This is a genomic window from Limnohabitans sp. INBF003, assembly GCF_055396645.1.
Map to the genome: position 1 here is coordinate 1483600 of NZ_AP029222.1, position 15387 is coordinate 1498986.

At 55.3% G+C, this 15387-nt stretch carries 17 protein-coding genes and 1 pseudogene; 13 read left to right on the forward strand and 5 right to left on the reverse strand.

Annotated features, from left to right (window positions below):
• Nucleotides 1–66 precede the first annotated feature (66 nt).
• Nucleotides 67–468, reverse strand: a complete 402-nt coding sequence (locus ACZ5VE_RS06760; RefSeq protein ID WP_108407758.1) for an SWIB/MDM2 domain-containing protein — start codon at nucleotides 466–468, stop codon at nucleotides 67–69.
• Nucleotides 469–718: 250 nt separating this feature from the next.
• Here ACZ5VE_RS06760 and rraA point away from each other — a divergent pair, with 250 nt between their 5' ends.
• Together rraA and aceA are read left to right on the forward strand one after the other, a co-directional pair.
• Nucleotides 719–1234, forward strand: coding sequence for a ribonuclease E activity regulator RraA (gene rraA, locus ACZ5VE_RS06765; RefSeq protein WP_464457240.1), 516 nt, complete (start codon nucleotides 719–721; stop codon nucleotides 1232–1234).
• 250 nt (nucleotides 1235–1484) lie between these two features.
• Nucleotides 1485–2816, forward strand: coding sequence for an isocitrate lyase (gene aceA / locus ACZ5VE_RS06770; protein WP_464457241.1), 1332 nt, complete (start codon nucleotides 1485–1487; stop codon nucleotides 2814–2816).
• 136 nt (nucleotides 2817–2952) lie between these two features.
• Here aceA and ACZ5VE_RS06775 read toward each other — a convergent pair whose 3' ends face one another.
• Nucleotides 2953–3207 carry a helix-turn-helix domain-containing protein gene (locus ACZ5VE_RS06775; RefSeq protein WP_464457242.1) on the reverse strand — a complete coding sequence of 85 codons (255 nt, stop codon included), beginning with the start codon at nucleotides 3205–3207 and terminating at the stop codon, nucleotides 2953–2955.
• 126 nt (nucleotides 3208–3333) lie between these two features.
• Here ACZ5VE_RS06775 and ACZ5VE_RS06780 point away from each other — a divergent pair, with 126 nt between their 5' ends.
• Nucleotides 3334–4914 (forward strand): hypothetical protein, encoded by a 1581-nt coding sequence (locus tag ACZ5VE_RS06780; protein ID WP_464457243.1) that lies wholly within the window; start codon nucleotides 3334–3336, stop codon nucleotides 4912–4914.
• Between the two features lie 505 nt (nucleotides 4915–5419).
• Here the strand turns inward: ACZ5VE_RS06780 and ACZ5VE_RS06785 are convergent.
• The gene (locus ACZ5VE_RS06785) at nucleotides 5420–5836 is read right to left on the reverse strand and encodes a hypothetical protein (protein WP_464457244.1); all 417 of its coding nucleotides are present in this window, start codon (nucleotides 5834–5836) and stop codon (nucleotides 5420–5422) included.
• Nucleotides 5837–5886: 50 nt separating this feature from the next.
• On the opposite strand from ACZ5VE_RS06785, the pseudogene ACZ5VE_RS06790 reads away from it, so the two are divergent.
• The 9 genes and pseudogenes from ACZ5VE_RS06790 to ACZ5VE_RS06830 form a co-directional block, all read left to right on the forward strand.
• Nucleotides 5887–6114 (forward strand): annotated as a pseudogene (locus ACZ5VE_RS06790) (isocitrate lyase); the annotation flags it as partial.
• Nucleotides 6115–6219: 105 nt separating this feature from the next.
• Entirely contained in the window at nucleotides 6220–8139 is a 1920-nt protein-coding gene (thrS, locus tag ACZ5VE_RS06795; RefSeq protein ID WP_464457245.1) for a threonine--tRNA ligase, read from the forward strand.
• Between the two features lie 86 nt (nucleotides 8140–8225).
• Nucleotides 8226–8822 carry a translation initiation factor IF-3 gene (gene infC, locus ACZ5VE_RS06800; protein ID WP_464457454.1) on the forward strand — a complete coding sequence of 199 codons (597 nt, stop codon included), beginning with the start codon at nucleotides 8226–8228 and terminating at the stop codon, nucleotides 8820–8822.
• 135 nt (nucleotides 8823–8957) lie between these two features.
• Complete coding sequence (rpmI, locus tag ACZ5VE_RS06805) at nucleotides 8958–9161, forward strand: 50S ribosomal protein L35 (RefSeq protein WP_019428895.1); 204 nt, start codon at nucleotides 8958–8960, stop codon at nucleotides 9159–9161.
• A gap of 25 nt (nucleotides 9162–9186) precedes the next feature.
• The gene (gene rplT / locus ACZ5VE_RS06810; RefSeq protein WP_026036460.1) at nucleotides 9187–9549 is read left to right on the forward strand and encodes a 50S ribosomal protein L20; all 363 of its coding nucleotides are present in this window, start codon (nucleotides 9187–9189) and stop codon (nucleotides 9547–9549) included.
• Between the two features lie 124 nt (nucleotides 9550–9673).
• On the forward strand, nucleotides 9674–10711 hold the full coding sequence (gene pheS, locus ACZ5VE_RS06815; RefSeq protein WP_464457246.1) for a phenylalanine--tRNA ligase subunit alpha: 1038 nt from the start codon (nucleotides 9674–9676) through the stop codon (nucleotides 10709–10711).
• Between the two features lie 71 nt (nucleotides 10712–10782).
• Nucleotides 10783–13212, forward strand: coding sequence for a phenylalanine--tRNA ligase subunit beta (gene pheT / locus ACZ5VE_RS06820; RefSeq protein ID WP_464457247.1), 2430 nt, complete (start codon nucleotides 10783–10785; stop codon nucleotides 13210–13212).
• A gap of 30 nt (nucleotides 13213–13242) precedes the next feature.
• Complete coding sequence (locus tag ACZ5VE_RS06825) at nucleotides 13243–13593, forward strand: integration host factor subunit alpha (protein ID WP_464457248.1); 351 nt, start codon at nucleotides 13243–13245, stop codon at nucleotides 13591–13593.
• Between the two features lie 23 nt (nucleotides 13594–13616).
• Complete coding sequence (locus ACZ5VE_RS06830) at nucleotides 13617–13952, forward strand: DUF1840 domain-containing protein (protein ID WP_464457249.1); 336 nt, start codon at nucleotides 13617–13619, stop codon at nucleotides 13950–13952.
• A gap of 37 nt (nucleotides 13953–13989) precedes the next feature.
• Here ACZ5VE_RS06830 and ACZ5VE_RS06835 read toward each other — a convergent pair whose 3' ends face one another.
• A complete protein-coding gene (locus tag ACZ5VE_RS06835) occupies nucleotides 13990–14472 on the reverse strand; it encodes a DUF192 domain-containing protein (RefSeq protein ID WP_464457250.1) in 483 nt (160 codons plus the stop codon).
• 91 nt (nucleotides 14473–14563) lie between these two features.
• Entirely contained in the window at nucleotides 14564–14824 is a 261-nt protein-coding gene (locus ACZ5VE_RS06840; RefSeq protein ID WP_464457251.1) for a cold-shock protein, read from the reverse strand.
• 156 nt (nucleotides 14825–14980) lie between these two features.
• Between ACZ5VE_RS06840 and clpS the strand changes: the two genes are divergently transcribed.
• Nucleotides 14981–15340 (forward strand): ATP-dependent Clp protease adapter ClpS, encoded by a 360-nt coding sequence (gene clpS, locus ACZ5VE_RS06845; protein WP_416561072.1) that lies wholly within the window; start codon nucleotides 14981–14983, stop codon nucleotides 15338–15340.
• The last annotated feature ends 47 nt before the right edge of the window (nucleotides 15341–15387 follow it).

Here is a 15387-nt window from a genome sequence, read left to right on the forward strand (position 1 = left end):
GTTCAGTGATGTTGAGGCCATGAAAAAACCCGCCGAGGCGGGTTTTTTCATGGGGCAGCGGCTGAATTACTTCAGGTGCTTGCCAATCAGGCCAGCCATTTCGAACATGGTGACTTGAGCCTTGCCGAAAACGGCCTTGAGCTTGTCGTCAGCATTGATCGCACGGCGGTTCACGCTGTCTTGCAGGTTGTGCTTTTTGATGTAGACCCACATCTTGCTGACCACTTCGGTGCGTGGCAGTGGGGTTGCGCCCACCACAGCTGCCAAAGCGGCGCTGGGTGTCAAAGCCTTCATGAAGGCTGGATTGGGCGTACGCTTTTTAGCAGGAGCAGCCTTTTTGGCTGGTGCTTTAGCCGCTACTTTTTTAGCGGGTGCTGCAGCTTTTTTAGCTGGAGCAGCTTTCTTGGCCGGTGCTGCTTTTTTAGCGGGTGCAGCTTTTGTTGCCGGGGTTTTTTTCGCAGTTGCCATGGTGAAATTCCTTTGATCGGAAGTTGGTTCGTCGCTGAGTAACAGTTTGTTTCAGCTATCCGCATGCTACTGGAGAAACAGGCACATTCCAAGCTAAAAAATCATTTTTATATAGGGGTTGTTGCTGATTTGTTCCTCGTGTGACGCTTTTGAACATTCAGTGACCACATCCGCACCGTCTCAGTGCGTATGCGCTGTGTAAGTCAAGTCATCTCCACTGCACGGGTTCTTGTTTTTTGAATGAACCGATATGACGACAAACACCAGTGCTGTTTTTTCAACGTGTGATTTTTGCGATGCGCACAAGTCAGACCTTTCAGGGAAATTTCGAGTGCTTGCACCCCTGTTCAAAGACTTTGGCGGTCGCGATTCTTTTCATGGTCAGGTCTTGACAGTCAAATGCTACGAAGACAACAGCCACGTCAAATTGGCCGTTGAGTCTGCCGGGCATGGTCGGGTCTTGGTGGTCGATGGGGCCGGTTCATTGCGGCGGGCTTTGTTGGGTGGCAATCTGGCGGCCGCAGCCGCGCGCAATGGCTGGGCGGGTGTCGTGGTTGATGGGTGTGTGCGTGACCATTCTGAAATTTCTGTCTTGCCCTTGGGTATTCGCGCCTTGGGATTGAACCCCATGCCGACATTGCGCTCGGACCAAGGCCAAACAGGCGTGCCTGTCTTGATTCAGGGGACAACGGTTCATCCTGGCGATTGGCTTTACGCAGACGCCGATGGCATGGTGCTGAGCAGCGAAGCACTTCATTTTTCATGACACGTCTTTGCATTTCATAAAATGAAATATTTCAATGCTGCACCGCGGCAAATTTTCTCAATATGGGAAAAAGAAAATCACATTGCGAAATAACATTTGTAAGTGCATGATTTAAAACAAATAAAAATATGTCTTGTATAAGACATAAGAATAAAAATGAGTCTTGTAGAAGAGTTAAGATCATTCCAACGACAAAGCAGAATTCGCTGCCCAAATCGCCCGATTTCAACTTGACTTCAGGAGTCCCACCATGCCAGCCAACCTCACTCAACAACTGAGCCGTGAACAGCAAATTGCCGCCCTCGAAAAAGACTGGACCACCAACCCACGTTGGAAAGGCGTGAAGCGCGGTTACTCTGCGGCTGACGTCGTGCGTCTGCGCGGCAGCATGCCCATTGAGCACACCCTGGCCAAGCGCGGTGCAGAAAAGCTCTGGGACAAAATCAACGGTGGCGCCAAAAAAGGCTACGTCAATGCCTTCGGCGCCATCAGTGCCGGCCAAGCCATGCAACAAGCCAAGGCCGGCCTCGAAGCCGTGTACCTGTCGGGCTGGCAAGTCGCTGCCGACGGCAACACCTCTGAAACCATGTATCCCGACCAGTCGTTGTATGCGTACGACTCGGTGCCCACCATGGTTCGCCGCATCAACAACACCTTCAAGCGCGCTGATGAAATCCAGTGGGGCCGTGGCATCGAGCCGGGCTCCATGGAATTCATTGACTACTTCCTGCCCATCGTGGCCGATGCTGAAGCCGGTTTCGGCGGTGTGTTGAACGCCTTCGAGCTGATGAAGAACATGATTGCTTCCGGCGCAGCCGGCGTGCACTTCGAAGACCAATTGGCTGCCGTGAAGAAGTGCGGCCACATGGGCGGCAAAGTGTTGGTGCCCACACAAGAAGCATGCGAGAAGCTGATTTCGGCACGTTTCGCTGCTGACGTCATGGGCGTGTCCACCATCGTGTTGGCCCGTACCGATGCCGAAGCCGCCAACCTGATCACCTCTGACCACGATGCCAACGACAAGCCTTTCCTGACTGGCGAGCGCACTCAAGAAGGTTTCTACCGCGTCAAGAACGGTCTGGAGCAAGCCATCAGCCGCGGCGTGGCTTACGCCCCCTACGCAGACTTGGTGTGGTGCGAAACTGGTGTGCCAGACATCGGCTTTGCCCGCGAATTCGCGCAAGCCGTACATGCCGCTTGCCCAGGCAAGCTGCTGTCGTACAACTGCTCGCCTTCGTTTAACTGGAAGAAGAACCTCAACGACAGCCAGATCGCATCCTTCCAGGACGACCTGTCGGCTTTGGGCTACAAGTACCAGTTCATCACACTGGCCGGTATCCACATCAACTGGTTCAACACCTTCCAGTTTGCCCACGCTTACGCCCGCGGCGAAGGCATGAAGCACTACACCGAGATGGTGCAGGAGCCCGAATTCGCAGCCCGCGACAAGGGTTACACCTTCGTGTCGCACCAACAAGAAGTGGGCGCAGGCTACTTCGACGACGTGACCACCGTGATCCAGGGCGGTTCGTCTTCTGTGAAAGCCCTGACCGGTTCGACTGAAGAAGAGCAGTTCCACTGATTCAACTTAGGGTGCCCTGAGATGGGTGCCCGGTGGGTTGAAAGGCCATCTGAGGTGAAAGCCTTGGGTGGCTTTTTTGTTGGAGCCCAGGAACGCAGTGTGAGTGGGGGCTAGGAGGAGGGGGGATGTTAGTGAGTCAAACAGGAACCAATAGCGTCCATGGTTCCACCTCCAATGCCTGAGCTAGCTTTTCGATGTTGGCTAGGGACACATTCCAGATGCATCTCTCGATTGCTGATACGTAGGTCCGGTCAAGTTCACAGGCTAGGGCTAGCCGTTCCTGAGACCACGCCTTAGACACTCGCAGTGTCCTGATGTGCCAAGCCAAGATGCCACGGAGGTCATCTTTGGATGGGTTCTTCTTGGGTGGGGAGGGCTTTGCAGACACCACTGAAGGATGCCCCGGTCTTTAACGGTCTTTTCAAGCCACAATAGAGCTCGTCTCAACGCATAGTGTGCCGTGGTCAATCCGGGCAACAGTGCACACCCATATTCAAAATAGCTTAGGGAGAGCCACGTGCCGAAAATCATCAAGAGAGTTGTCAGGATACTTGCGGTCCTCTTGCCATTAGTGGCCGCCCCAGCAGCACATGCCCAATATTTATCCGATACCGATGCACAGAGAAAAGCGGCAACCGAAAAAAACGCCACCAAACAGGAAAAAATTAACGCAGTAGTCGGTAAGACTTTTTGGTATCGGCCGGGAAGTTCAGATTCAATCAGAACAGAGTTTTATGAAAAAGCTGGGCCAATGCGTGTTGGTAGTTCCTATTTGGATATCATTGAATTCACCGGAAAGTTCTATCTGGCAAAAGAAACTAGCTTCAAAATACTGGAAGCAGACTTCAAAAAATTAAAAATAGAATTTGAAGACGGAAAAATCGCATTTATTAAAGCCTACATACTTGCTGAACACGGCAACTATTCACTAATTGAAAATTTGTATCCTGGCAGCCAAAGGGCAAATAATTTTCAAGGATATATTTATCCTGATGCACCATTCAAGATTGAGAATCCTGCGGGCTTTGTGGCTCTGGACTCAATTATCGGGAAGAGATTTTGGTATCGCCCAATTTCTGAACCCACCGCCAAGCTCAATTTTGTAGAAAATATTAATTCCGAAGTCCCTTTTGTCGTTGAGAGCTACAGAGTTGCACCGAATACCATTGATATAAAAGTTAAGCTTGACGATGGAACTATTCGACTGCTGAAAATAGAAAAATCAACGTTCGCAAATTTTTCTGGAAGTGACCTTCCATTCGTTTATGTCAGTAAGGACAAGTATGTTCCAACCAGGGAATATTTGTATCCGGGTCCTCCTGATGAAGTAATCGTGGCCGAAGAAACGGCATTTGCAGCGAGAATTGCCGTAGCAGCAAAAGAGAAAGCCGCCGGGGTAGAAGAACGAAATCGCGTCAAAAAAGATGCACTTGGAACTCTAACAAAAGAACTGAAGGTGGCACCAAGAGGATTTGAAGTGCGAGGCCTAAATTTGGGTAGCGACCACTATCAAGATGTTGCTGAATCAAAGGGATTTGCAAGCGGCAAAGGATCGAGTGTTGATGGATTCCCGGACACTCGCAAAGAGATGTCCTCTGACGGTGGGACATTGTATTTTTACCGCGATATTCTCTTCATGGCCACATATGATGACTTGCAAGACACATTGGAAGTTCGTGCTGCCATGAATCAGCTTGAAGCAAAATTCAAGGGCAAATTTGCCAATTTGCCTCAGCAGAAATCCAGAGATGGAAATACCGAAACTACGACTGGCGGTTTCCGTATGAGTATTGCAAACTTTGGGGTTGCGGAAGTGAAATTAACTTCATCAAGACCCATCAGTAGAAACACTTGCATTGACGATATCGCAAGGGAAATGCGGCAAAACATCACGCTTAGGATAAAAAACTACAGCTCTCTAACTGACCGCGTCGAAAGCGAATGCCGGGAGACATTGAACCCCACTCAAATGGTATTTATCAATAAACCAATTGAAGCAATAGTCAATTCAAGAGCCAACGCTGAACGACAAGTTAACGCACGTCAGGCAGCAGAAGAAAGACTCAAGGCCGCCAGCGAAAAGGCCAAAAAATTCTAATTCTCATTGACAAATCAGCATGACTACCAACACAAGAACTCGCGCCGTCGCCTTACCTGGCAGCGTGACCGCCAAAGTTCGTGCTGAAATGTATCGATCAGCCTACTCAAGAATTGCGGAGTCCTAAAAAGCCGGATTTCACTTAGAGGCAATAGCTATTGTCGAAAGCTTGATATCAGACAGGCTTGAAAGTCGCCTAACGGTTGTCCTGCAACGTGATTTCAGCTTTCAGCACCTAGGCTCATTGATTACAAAAGCACGCCAAGTTGAAACCGATCCAACACTGCTCAACCTAGTTGGCAACGACTTAGACAATTGGCGGAAATCTAGGAATAAGGCACTTCATGAAATGGCCAAAATTGCCGAGGGAGACGTATCGACCTGGCAAGATCGTGTAGACGGCCTAGTCCCGATTTCCGACGACGGCATGAAGCTACTAAAAGCCATAGACAAGCAAATAAAGGCGTTGAAGAAATTGCTGTAAACCTCAATTTCGATTTTCGTTTCAATGCTTGACTAAAAAAACTCCTCCGTTATGTGATCTCTCCCGAGTTTGCCATGGTGCTATTTTTTTGGTCGTTTTGATTGGTGCCTTCTCCTTCACAGCATCTCGCTGTTTGGCTTCGGCCTGTTGCTTGATACGCCTTGCAATTGGCTGCAAAAAGACGTCCGGTTGTAGCTTCAATTTCGCAAAATCAATACCTTCATATTTCAGCTTGTTGATTGCCGTTTGCAGATTCGAAATCGTCAAGGCATCGAGGTGGGTGTAGTCGTCATGGGCAGATTGCTTGGTGTCAATATCGTGCCCGACCATCGCACGCTTTAAACCCTCATTGACTCCCGCCCCCGTCAACTTAGTTACAACAATGTGGCGGAAGGAGTGGAACACTTTGAGCGGGTCAACAATGTTGACTTCGGGCAAATCCAGGGTTCTGATGAAACTATTGAGGTTTCAAGAGCGTTTGCAGAATCAACACCTTCCAGTTCGCCCACGCATACGCCCGCGGCGAAGGCATGAAGCACTACACAGAAATGGTGCAAGAGCCCGAATTCTCAGCCTGCGACAAGGGTTACACCTTCGTGTCGCACCAGCAGGAAGTCGGCGCAGGCTACTTCGACGACGTGACCACCGTGATCCAGGGCGGTTCGTCTTCTGTGAAGGCCCTGACCGGTTCGACCGAAGAAGAGCAGTTCCACTGATCGACTTCATAAGAGGCTGAAGGCGAGGGCGGCTAAAATCTGCCCTCAGCGTTTAGACACTTCTTTCAAGCGCGGCCTTTGCCGCGCTTTTTTACTTGTACACACATGGTTCAGATCACACTTCCCGACGGTTCATTGCGCGAGTTTCCAGGCCCAGTCACAGTTGCCGAGGTGGCGGCTTCGATTGGTGCAGGTTTGGCCAAGGCCGCGCTGGGTGGCAAGGTCAATGGTCAACTGGTGGACACCAGCTTCAGCATGGCCGCTGATGCCAAGCTGGCCATCGTGACGGCCAAGGACCCCGAGGGCTTGGAGTTGATTCGTCACTCCACGGCCCACTTGTTGGCCTACGCGGTCAAGGCCTTGTTTCCTGAAGCACAGGTCACGATCGGGCCCGTGATTGAAAACGGCTTTTATTACGACTTTTCGTACAGCCGTCCATTCACGCCCGACGATTTGGTGGCGATTGAAAAGCGCATGACCGAATTGGCGGCCAAAGACGAGCCTGTGCTGCGCCGTGTGTTGCCCCGCGATGAGGCTGTTGCACATTTCAAATCGATGGGTGAAAACTACAAGGCAGAGATCATCGGCAGCATTCCGGCCGACCAAGAGGTCAGCCTGTACCGCGAAGGTGATTTTGAAGACCTGTGCCGTGGCCCGCATGTGCCCAGCACCGGCAAGCTCAAGCACTTCAAACTCATGAAGGTGGCAGGCGCTTACTGGCGCGGAGACAGCAAAAACGAGATGCTGCAACGCGTGTATGGCACGGCATGGGCCAGCAAGGAAGACCTGCAGCTGTATTTGACGCGTTTGGAAGAGGCCGAAAAGCGCGACCACCGCAAACTGGGCCGCGAACTGGACTTGTTCCACATTGATGAGCATGCTCCCGGCTTGGTGTTTTGGCACCCCAAAGGTTGGACGGTGTGGCAGACCGTGGAGCAGTACATGCGTCAGGTCTACCGCGACAGCGGCTACCAAGAGGTCAAAGGCCCGCAGATTCTGGACAAAACCCTGTGGGAGAAAACAGGCCACTGGGACAAGTACCGCGACAACATGTTCACAACCGAGTCTGAAAAGCGTGATTACGCTTTGAAGCCGATGAACTGCCCGGGGCACATCCTGATTTTCAAACAAGGCATCAAGAGCTACCGCGACTTGCCGCTGCGCTACGGTGAGTTTGGTCAGTGTCACCGCAATGAGCCTTCGGGTGGCTTGCACGGCATCATGCGTGTGCGTGGCTTCACGCAGGACGATGGTCACATTTTCTGTACCGAAAATCAGATCCTGCCCGAGTGCGACACCTTCACCAAGGTGCTCAAGAAGGTGTATGCCGATTTCGGTTTCACCAACATCCTCTACAAAGTGTCTACCCGACCGGCAGCCCGCATCGGCTCGGACGAGTTGTGGGACAAGGCCGAAAAAGCCTTGATGGACAGCTTGCGCGATTCGGGTTGCGAATTCGTGATTTCCGAAGGCGATGGCGCTTTCTACGGCCCCAAAATCGAATACACCCTGAAAGACGCGATTGGCCGTGAGTGGCAGTGCGGCACGATCCAGGTGGACTTCAACTTGTCGGAGCGTCTGGATGCCGAGTATGTGGCCGAAGACGGTTCGCGCCAGCGCCCTGTGATTCTGCACCGCGCCATCGTGGGCAGCATGGAGCGCTTCATCGGAATTTTGGTCGAGCAGCATGCCGGTGCCTTGCCGACTTGGCTCGCCCCCATCCAGGTGTCTGTGCTCAACATCACCGATGCGCAGTCCGATTACTGTCGTGAAATCGCTGCAAAACTGCAAAAATCATTGTCAAATCAAGGCCTTAGGGTCGATTTGGACCTGCGTAACGAGAAAATCACGTATAAAATACGAGAGCATTCGTTGCAAAAGCTGCCTTACATCCTTGTCGCTGGCGACAAGGAGAAAGCAGCAGGTACCGTCGCAGTGCGCGCCCGAGGCAACAAAGACCTCGGTGTGATGTCGATCGATGCGTTCATTGAACTCATTGCTGCCGACATCGCTTCTAAAGCCTGAAGGTGATTTTCGCCACAAGCTTTGGCCCGTGGGCACAAAGATGGATGAGCTGCATGTCGCAGTTTTGTTCCGTAAAGGATTGAGTCATCGCTACCGAATTTCGTGATCGTCGCCACCGCGAAGAACGTAAACACCGTTTGAACCGTGAAATCATGGCCCCAGAGGTGCGTGTTTCCGGCCCTGAAAACGAGCCGTTGGGCATTTTGTCCTTGGCCGAAGCCCTGCGCATGGCAGGTGAGATGGACGTGGACCTGGTTGAAATTGCCGCCACCGCCAACCCACCCGTTTGCCGTTTGATGGACTACGGCAAGTTCAAGTACCAAGAGCAAAAGCGTGCGGCAGAAGCCAAAGCCAAGCAAACGGTCATCGATATCAAGGAAGTCAAATTCCGCCCCGGTACCGACGATGGTGACTACAACATCAAGATGCGCAACATCCGCCGTTTTCTGGCCGATGGCGACAAATGCAAGATCACTTTGCGTTTCCGTGGCCGCGAGATCACCCACCAAGAGTTGGGCATGGCTTTGCTGAACCGGATTCGCGACGAATTGGCCGATTCCATCATCGTCGAGCAGTTTCCCAAGCTCGAAGGCCGTCAGATGATCATGATGATCGCGCCAGGACGCAAAAAGCCGGCGGGTGGCAAAGCAGCAGATGCTGCGGCGCCGACTGAAGCGGTTTGACAGGAGTTTGATCTGCCTTCGGGTGGGTCAAATCAAAAGCCTCCTTCGGGTGGCTTTTGTTAAAAGTGGCTCGGGGCCAACAAGGCTGCAAAGATTTTGCAGACGCCTCACGAGCACAATTAAAGGAGCATTGATATGCCCAAGATGAAGACCAAAAGCAGTGCTAAAAAGCGCTTCCGTGTTCGTCCAGGTGGAACCGTTAAACGCGGCCAAGCCTTCAAACGTCACATCCTGACCAAGAAGACCACCAAAAACAAGCGCCACCTTCGCGGTGCAGTGGCTGTGCATGAGACCAATATGGGTCACATCGCACAAATGCTGCCCATGGCTGGCCTGTAATTACTGACGAACAAGGAGAAGAAATATGCCTCGCGTTAAACGTGGTGTAACGGCACGCGCCCGTCACAAGAAAGTCCTGGCCCTTGCAAAAGGTTTCCGCGGTCGCCGCGGTAATGTCTTCCGCATCGCCAAACAGGCGGTGATGAAGGCTGGCCAATACGCCTACCGTGACCGCCGCACCAAAAAGCGTGTGTTCCGTCAGTTGTGGATTGCCCGTATCAACGCCGCTGCGCGTGAATGCGGTCTGACCTACAGCCAGTTCGCCAACGGCCTGAAGAAGGCTGCCATCGAAATCGACCGTAAGATGCTGGCGGATATCGCCGTGCACGACAAGGCCGCTTTTGCTGGCATCGTGAACCAAGTCAAAGCCAAATTGGCCGCAGCTTGAGGTCATGAGTGGTTTGGGCCTTCGGGCTCATGCCACGCACTCGATCAAAGGGATTGAGGCTCGCAACAGCTTCAATCCCTTTTTTATTCCCCAACCCACAGATCACTCACCGATCTCCCACACCATGAACGAGCTGGACACCCTGGTCGAATCCGCACGCCAGAGTTTTGCGCAGGCACTGACACCTGCTGACCTCGAAAACGCCAAGGCCCAATTTTTGGGCAAAGCCGGTCGCATCACCGAGCTGATGAAGGGCATGGCCGCTCTGAGCGTGGAAGACAAGAAAACCCGCGGTGCGGCCATCAACCTCGCCAAGCAGGCGATCGAGGCCGCCCTGAACGAGCGCCGCCAAGCGCTCGCCGATGCCGAGCTGCAAGCGCAGCTCAAGGCCGAGGCGCTCGATGTGACCTTGCCGGGCCGCAGCGCCAATGTCGGCGGTCTGCATCCCGTCTCGCTCACGCTCGAACGCGTGGAGCAAATTTTTGGCTCCATGGGCTTTGAAGTGGCCCAAGGCCCCGAGATCGAGACCGACTGGTTCAACTTCACCGCACTCAACACGCCTGAAGACCATCCGGCCCGCTCGATGCACGACACCTTCTACGTCGAAGGCGGTCATTTGCTGCGCACGCACACCAGCCCCATGCAAATCCGCCACGCGGTGCAGCACGTCAAGCGCTACAAGAACCTGCTCGACGCGGGTCAAGGCATGCCGGAGATCCGCGTCATCGCGCCGGGCCGCACCTACCGTGTGGACAGCGATGCCACCCATTCGCCCATGTTCCACCAGTGCGAAGGCCTGTGGATCGGCGAAAACGTGAGCTTCAAGGACCTCAAGGTCGTGGTCACCGATTTTTGCCGCACCTTTTTCGAAAGCGACGATCTGGTGCTGCGGTTCCGCCCCAGCTTCTTCCCGTTCACCGAGCCCAGCGCCGAGATCGATATCCAGTTCCAGAGCGGCCCGTTGGCCGGTCGCTGGCTCGAAGTGGGCGGCTCTGGTCAGGTGCACCCGAACGTGGTGCGCAACATGGGCCTGGACCCTGAGCAATTCATTGGCTTCGCCTTCGGCATGGGCATGGACCGTTTCACCATGCTGCGCTATGGCGTGAACGACCTGCGCCTGTTTTTTGACGGCGATGTGCGCTTCCTGAGCCAGTTCCAGTAAACCCCTTCCAGTCATTCCCGATGCCTGCTGCCCGGCGTGTGCCGCCTGGCCAACCGAAGTGAGCCCTGCAAATGCAATTTCCTGAATCCTGGTTGCGCGAGTTCTGCAACCCGTCCCTGACGACACAACAATTGGCCGATACCTTGACCATGGCCGGTCTCGAAGTGGAAGAGCTGGAGCCCGTGGCCCCGCCATTCACGAAGATCGTGGTCGGTGAAATCAAGGAAGCCGTGCAGCACCCCAACGCCGACCGCCTGCGCGTGTGCCAAGTGGACGTGGGGCAGGGCAGCCTGCTGAACATCGTGTGCGGTGCGCCCAACGCCCGCGTGGGCATCCGCGTGCCTTGCGCCATGGTGGGGGCTGAATTGCCGCCGGGCGAAGATGGCAAGCCTTTCGTCATCAAGGTCGGCAAGCTGCGCGGTGTCGAAAGTCAGGGCATGCTGTGTTCGGCCAAAGAGCTGCAAATTGCCGACGACCATGGCGGCTTGCTGGAGTTGCCCGCAGACGCGCCGCTGGGTCAAGACATCCGCCAGTACCTGAATCTGGACGACACCCTGATGACGCTCAAGCTCACGCCGAATCTGGCGCATTGCCTGAGCGTGTACGGCATCGCCCGCGAAGTATCGGCCCTGACCGGCGCGCCATTGAAGGCTCCGACTTTCCCCGCCGTGCCCACCCAAGTCAGCGACAAGCTGGCTGTGCAGGTGCAGGCCCCCGACCTGTGCGGCCGTTTCAGCGGTCGCGTGGTCAAAGGCGTGAACACAAAGGCCCAGACACCGCCGTGGATGGTGGACCGCCTGGCCCGTTGCGGCCAGCGCAGCGTGAGCCCGCTGGTGGACATCTCCAACTACGTGATGTTCGAGTTCGGTCGACCCTCGCACATTTTTGACCTCGACAAGATCCACGGCGGCCTGCAGGTGCGCTGGGGCAAGGCCGGTGAATCGCTCAAGCTGCTCAACGGCAACACCGTGACGGTGGACGACAAGGTCGGCGTGATCGCCGACGACAGCCAGGTCGAATCCTTGGCGGGCATCATGGGCGGCGACGCCACGGCCGTGTCGGATGACACGCAAAACATCTACATCGAAGCCGCTTTCTGGTGGCCCACGGCCATCGCGGGCCGTTCGCGCCGCTACAACTTCTCGACCGATGCCGGTCACCGCTTCGAGCGTGGCGTGGACCCGCAGCTGACGGTGGAACACATCGAGCGCATCACCCAGCTGGTGCTGGACATTTGCGGCACGCCCGAGACGAAGGTCGGCCCTATCGACGACCAGACCCTGAACACCCCGGCGATCCAACCCGTCACGCTGCGTGTGGCCCGTGCAGTCAAAGTCATCGGCATGCCGCTCACACAACAGCAGTGCTCAGATGCGCTGCGCGGCCTGGGCTTGCAGGTGAGCGAAGGCGATGGCACCGTCACTGTGACGCCCCCGAGCTTCCGCTTTGACCTGCAAATCGAGGAAGACCTGATCGAGGAAGTGGCCCGCATGGTGGGTTACAACAACCTGCCGACCAACCCGCCTTTGGCCCCCATCACCGCCAAGGTGCGCCGCGAGACCGAGCGCAGCCCGTCGACCGTGCGCCGCGCCATTGCCGCATTGGGTTACCAGGAAACCATCAACTACAGCTTTGTCGAAGAAGCCTGGGAGCGCGACCTGGCTGGCCAGCCCAACCCGATTCGCTTGCTGAATCCGATCGCCAGCCAGATGAGTGTGATGCGCTCCAGCCTGATCGGCTCGCTGCTGCAGGTGGTCAAGTTCAATGCCGACCACAAGGCCGACCGCGTGCGCGTGTTTGAGCTGGGCCGCGTGTTCCTGCGCAATGCCGCTGTGCAAAGCACCGACACCACCGTGGAGGGTTTCGATCAGCCCATGCGCGTGGCGGGTATGGCTTGGGGCCCCGTCGAGCCTTTAGGCTGGCAGGGCAAGGCCCGCAACGTTGATTTCTACGACGTCAAGGCCGATGTTGAAAAGTTGCTGGCCCCGCGCAAGCCCGAATTTGTGGCCGCCGAGCACCCCGCGCTGCACCCCGGCCGCTCGGCCCAGGTGCTGCTCGATGGTGAGGTCATCGGTCATGTGGGCGAGTTGCACCCCCGCTGGCGTCAGGTTTGGGAGCTGAGCAGTGCACCGGTGGTGTTCGAGTTGTCGCTCGATGCCGTCACTGCACGCGTGGTGCCGGTGGCACAGGCTGTGGCCAAGCACCAGTCGGTGGAGCGTGACATCGCGGTCATCGTGAGCGAACAGGTCACGCACGGGCAGCTGATGACGGCCATCCACGCTGCGCCCACGCAGGGCTTGCTGCGCGATGCTGTGCTGTTTGACATTTACCGTCCCAAAGCCGAGTCCACCGGGGCGCTGGCCGTGGGTGAAAAGAGCCTGGCGGTGCGCCTGACGCTGCACAGCGACGAGGCGACCCTCACCGACGCCCAGATCGATGCGGCCATGGCGGCGGTGGTCGACCAGCTCACGCGCCAAGTGGCAGCCCGATTGCGTGGCTGATGCAAGCCAACCCTGATCACGGACCTGCTCATGCAAATCAGCTTTGAAACCTTGGAAACCCCGGCGCTGACCAAAGCGCACCTGGCCGATTTGCTGTTTGAGCAGATCGGCTTGAACAAGCGCGAGTCCAAGGACATGGTGGATGCGTTCTTTGATTTGGTCGTGGACAGCCTGATCACCGGGGATGACGTCAAGATTTCCGGCTTTGGCAACTTCCAGATCCGCACCAAGGCGGCGCGCCCCGGGCGCAATCCCCGCACGGGAGAATTGATCCCGATTGATGCACGTCGTGTCGCCACCTTCCATGCCAGCCATAAACTGAAGGCCTTGATTCAGGGCGATACCGACGAAGACGAAGGCGTGGAGACGGTCGGCCGCTGAATCCATTATTTTTGGAGTGCAGCATGTTGTTCAAGTTCAAATCCCAGGCCGGCAGCGATCTCATCATGCTGGAAGCCGATGCCCGCAGGGTGCTCAAAATCATCCTGGGCAACGATCCGGTCAAAGGGATTCTTCAATTTGACGATTTGCCAACCGCGATTGCCGCATTGGCGTCGGCTGTGGCGCAAGACGAGTCAGACAGAAAACAGCGCGCAGACAAGGGCCAATCACTGATGTCTGGCGATGACGATGAGTCCGTGCCTTTGAATACCGTGAGTTTGGCTCAACGGGCAGCCCCCATGCTCAAATTGCTCAAGCGCTGCCTGGCCGAAAAATCCGACGTGGTTTGGGGCGTTTGAGCAAGCCCAGTCCATCGCCTCTGCGGTTTTGGGCTGGCTAGCGCGTGAAGGCCGAGCCGCCCAATTTGTAGCCTGCTTTCAACTGCCGTTTGGCAAACCAGCCGACATTCATTTCCAGAACGTAGCGCACGGGCTTGTCGGAGCAGTGGGAGTCATCGCTTTGGGGCTTCATGTCGGCGATGTTCACGATGGTGCCGTCATCGGCCACGAAGGCTGCAGACAGGGGAATCAAGGTGTTTCGCATCCAGAAGCACTGCGTGGCCGGCTGCTCAAAAACAAACAACATGCCTTCGTGCTGCGGCATTTCCTTGCGCCACATCAGGCCGATTTGCCGCTGCTCGGGGGTTTGGGCCAGCTGGACGTCCAGCACGTGCATGCCGGCATTCAGCTTGGTCCGGGGCAATTGAAGCTGTGGTGTCTGCTGGGCGAAGGCGGCCAAAGTCAGCGATGCAAGGGCCAACGCACAAGCGTGGCGCAACTTGCGAGCAGTCAATGAAGCCATAAAAGCGGTGAAGTTCATGTTTTAAATGCGCTGGGCCAAATACCAAGCCTCAGAGGATAACGGCTGGGCGGTACTTTTTGGCTGGAGGGTGCGACCTGACCCTGAATTTTCATGCGCCAGGGTCGGGGCTGTCGCTGGCGGGCTGTTGAGCCGCCTCAAGGTGGGTGTTTTCAGTCCGGATGTTCGCGGCCATCAGACCTTTTGCGCCCTCCGTCAGCTCAAAGTTGACTCTTGAGCCTTCTTTCAAGCTTTTGTACCCGTCCGTCTGGATGGCTGAAAAGTGGGCAAAAGCGTCAGGGCCGCCGCCATCGGGCTGGATGAAACCGAAACCTTTGGCATCGTTGAACCATTTGACCGTACCACTGGGCATACGATGTCTCCGTTATTGTTGGCCTCAGTGTGAATCGCCATTGTCAATTTTGTCAATGTGAGGTTTTCCCGGGGGCGGCTGATTTTGGACGGCTGGCATCCAAGTCTTTTCAGACCTCGGTCTCAAAGGGCTTGAAAGCCTCGATAGAATGAATTCATGGCAACGAAAAAACCTGCAAATCCCACGCTGCCGACCGTGACACCCCGAACGCCCGATGGCGGTGATTCGGTGGTGCTTGAACGACGAGCGCAAAAAATTGAACCGCCCCAGATGTACCAGGTGGCGATGCTGAACGATGACTACACCCCCATGGAATTCGTGGTGATGGTGATCCAGGAGTTTTTCAGCAAAGACCGTGAAGCGGCTACCCAGATCATGCTCAAGATCCACCTGGACGGCAAAGGCGTTTGCGGGGTTTACTCCCGTGATGTCGCCGCCACCAAGGTGGACCAGGTGCTGGACGCTGCCAAACAGGCAGGCCATCCGCTGCAATGTGTCAGCGAACCCATTGAATAGTGGGTATTACCCCCCACATCGTTTCTATCTCTCACAGCAAGGCAAAA

Excerpts from the sequence above, each read along its gene's own strand:
- ACZ5VE_RS06760 (WP_108407758.1), bottom strand. The coding sequence starts at position 468 with ATGGCAACTGCGAAAAAAACCCCGGCAACAAAAGCTGCACCCGCTAAA.
- rraA (WP_464457240.1), top strand. The coding sequence starts at position 719 with ATGACGACAAACACCAGTGCTGTTTTTTCAACGTGTGATTTTTGCGAT.
- aceA (WP_464457241.1), top strand. The coding sequence starts at position 1,485 with ATGCCAGCCAACCTCACTCAACAACTGAGCCGTGAACAGCAAATTGCC.
- thrS (WP_464457245.1), top strand. The coding sequence starts at position 6,220 with ATGGTTCAGATCACACTTCCCGACGGTTCATTGCGCGAGTTTCCAGGC.
- rpmI (WP_019428895.1), top strand. The coding sequence starts at position 8,958 with ATGCCCAAGATGAAGACCAAAAGCAGTGCTAAAAAGCGCTTCCGTGTT.
- rplT (WP_026036460.1), top strand. The coding sequence starts at position 9,187 with ATGCCTCGCGTTAAACGTGGTGTAACGGCACGCGCCCGTCACAAGAAA.
- pheS (WP_464457246.1), top strand. The coding sequence starts at position 9,674 with ATGAACGAGCTGGACACCCTGGTCGAATCCGCACGCCAGAGTTTTGCG.
- pheT (WP_464457247.1), top strand. The coding sequence starts at position 10,783 with ATGCAATTTCCTGAATCCTGGTTGCGCGAGTTCTGCAACCCGTCCCTG.
- ACZ5VE_RS06825 (WP_464457248.1), top strand. The coding sequence starts at position 13,243 with ATGCAAATCAGCTTTGAAACCTTGGAAACCCCGGCGCTGACCAAAGCG.
- ACZ5VE_RS06830 (WP_464457249.1), top strand. The coding sequence starts at position 13,617 with ATGTTGTTCAAGTTCAAATCCCAGGCCGGCAGCGATCTCATCATGCTG.
- ACZ5VE_RS06835 (WP_464457250.1), bottom strand. The coding sequence starts at position 14,472 with ATGAACTTCACCGCTTTTATGGCTTCATTGACTGCTCGCAAGTTGCGC.
- ACZ5VE_RS06840 (WP_464457251.1), bottom strand. The coding sequence starts at position 14,824 with ATGCCCAGTGGTACGGTCAAATGGTTCAACGATGCCAAAGGTTTCGGT.
- clpS (WP_416561072.1), top strand. The coding sequence starts at position 14,981 with ATGGCAACGAAAAAACCTGCAAATCCCACGCTGCCGACCGTGACACCC.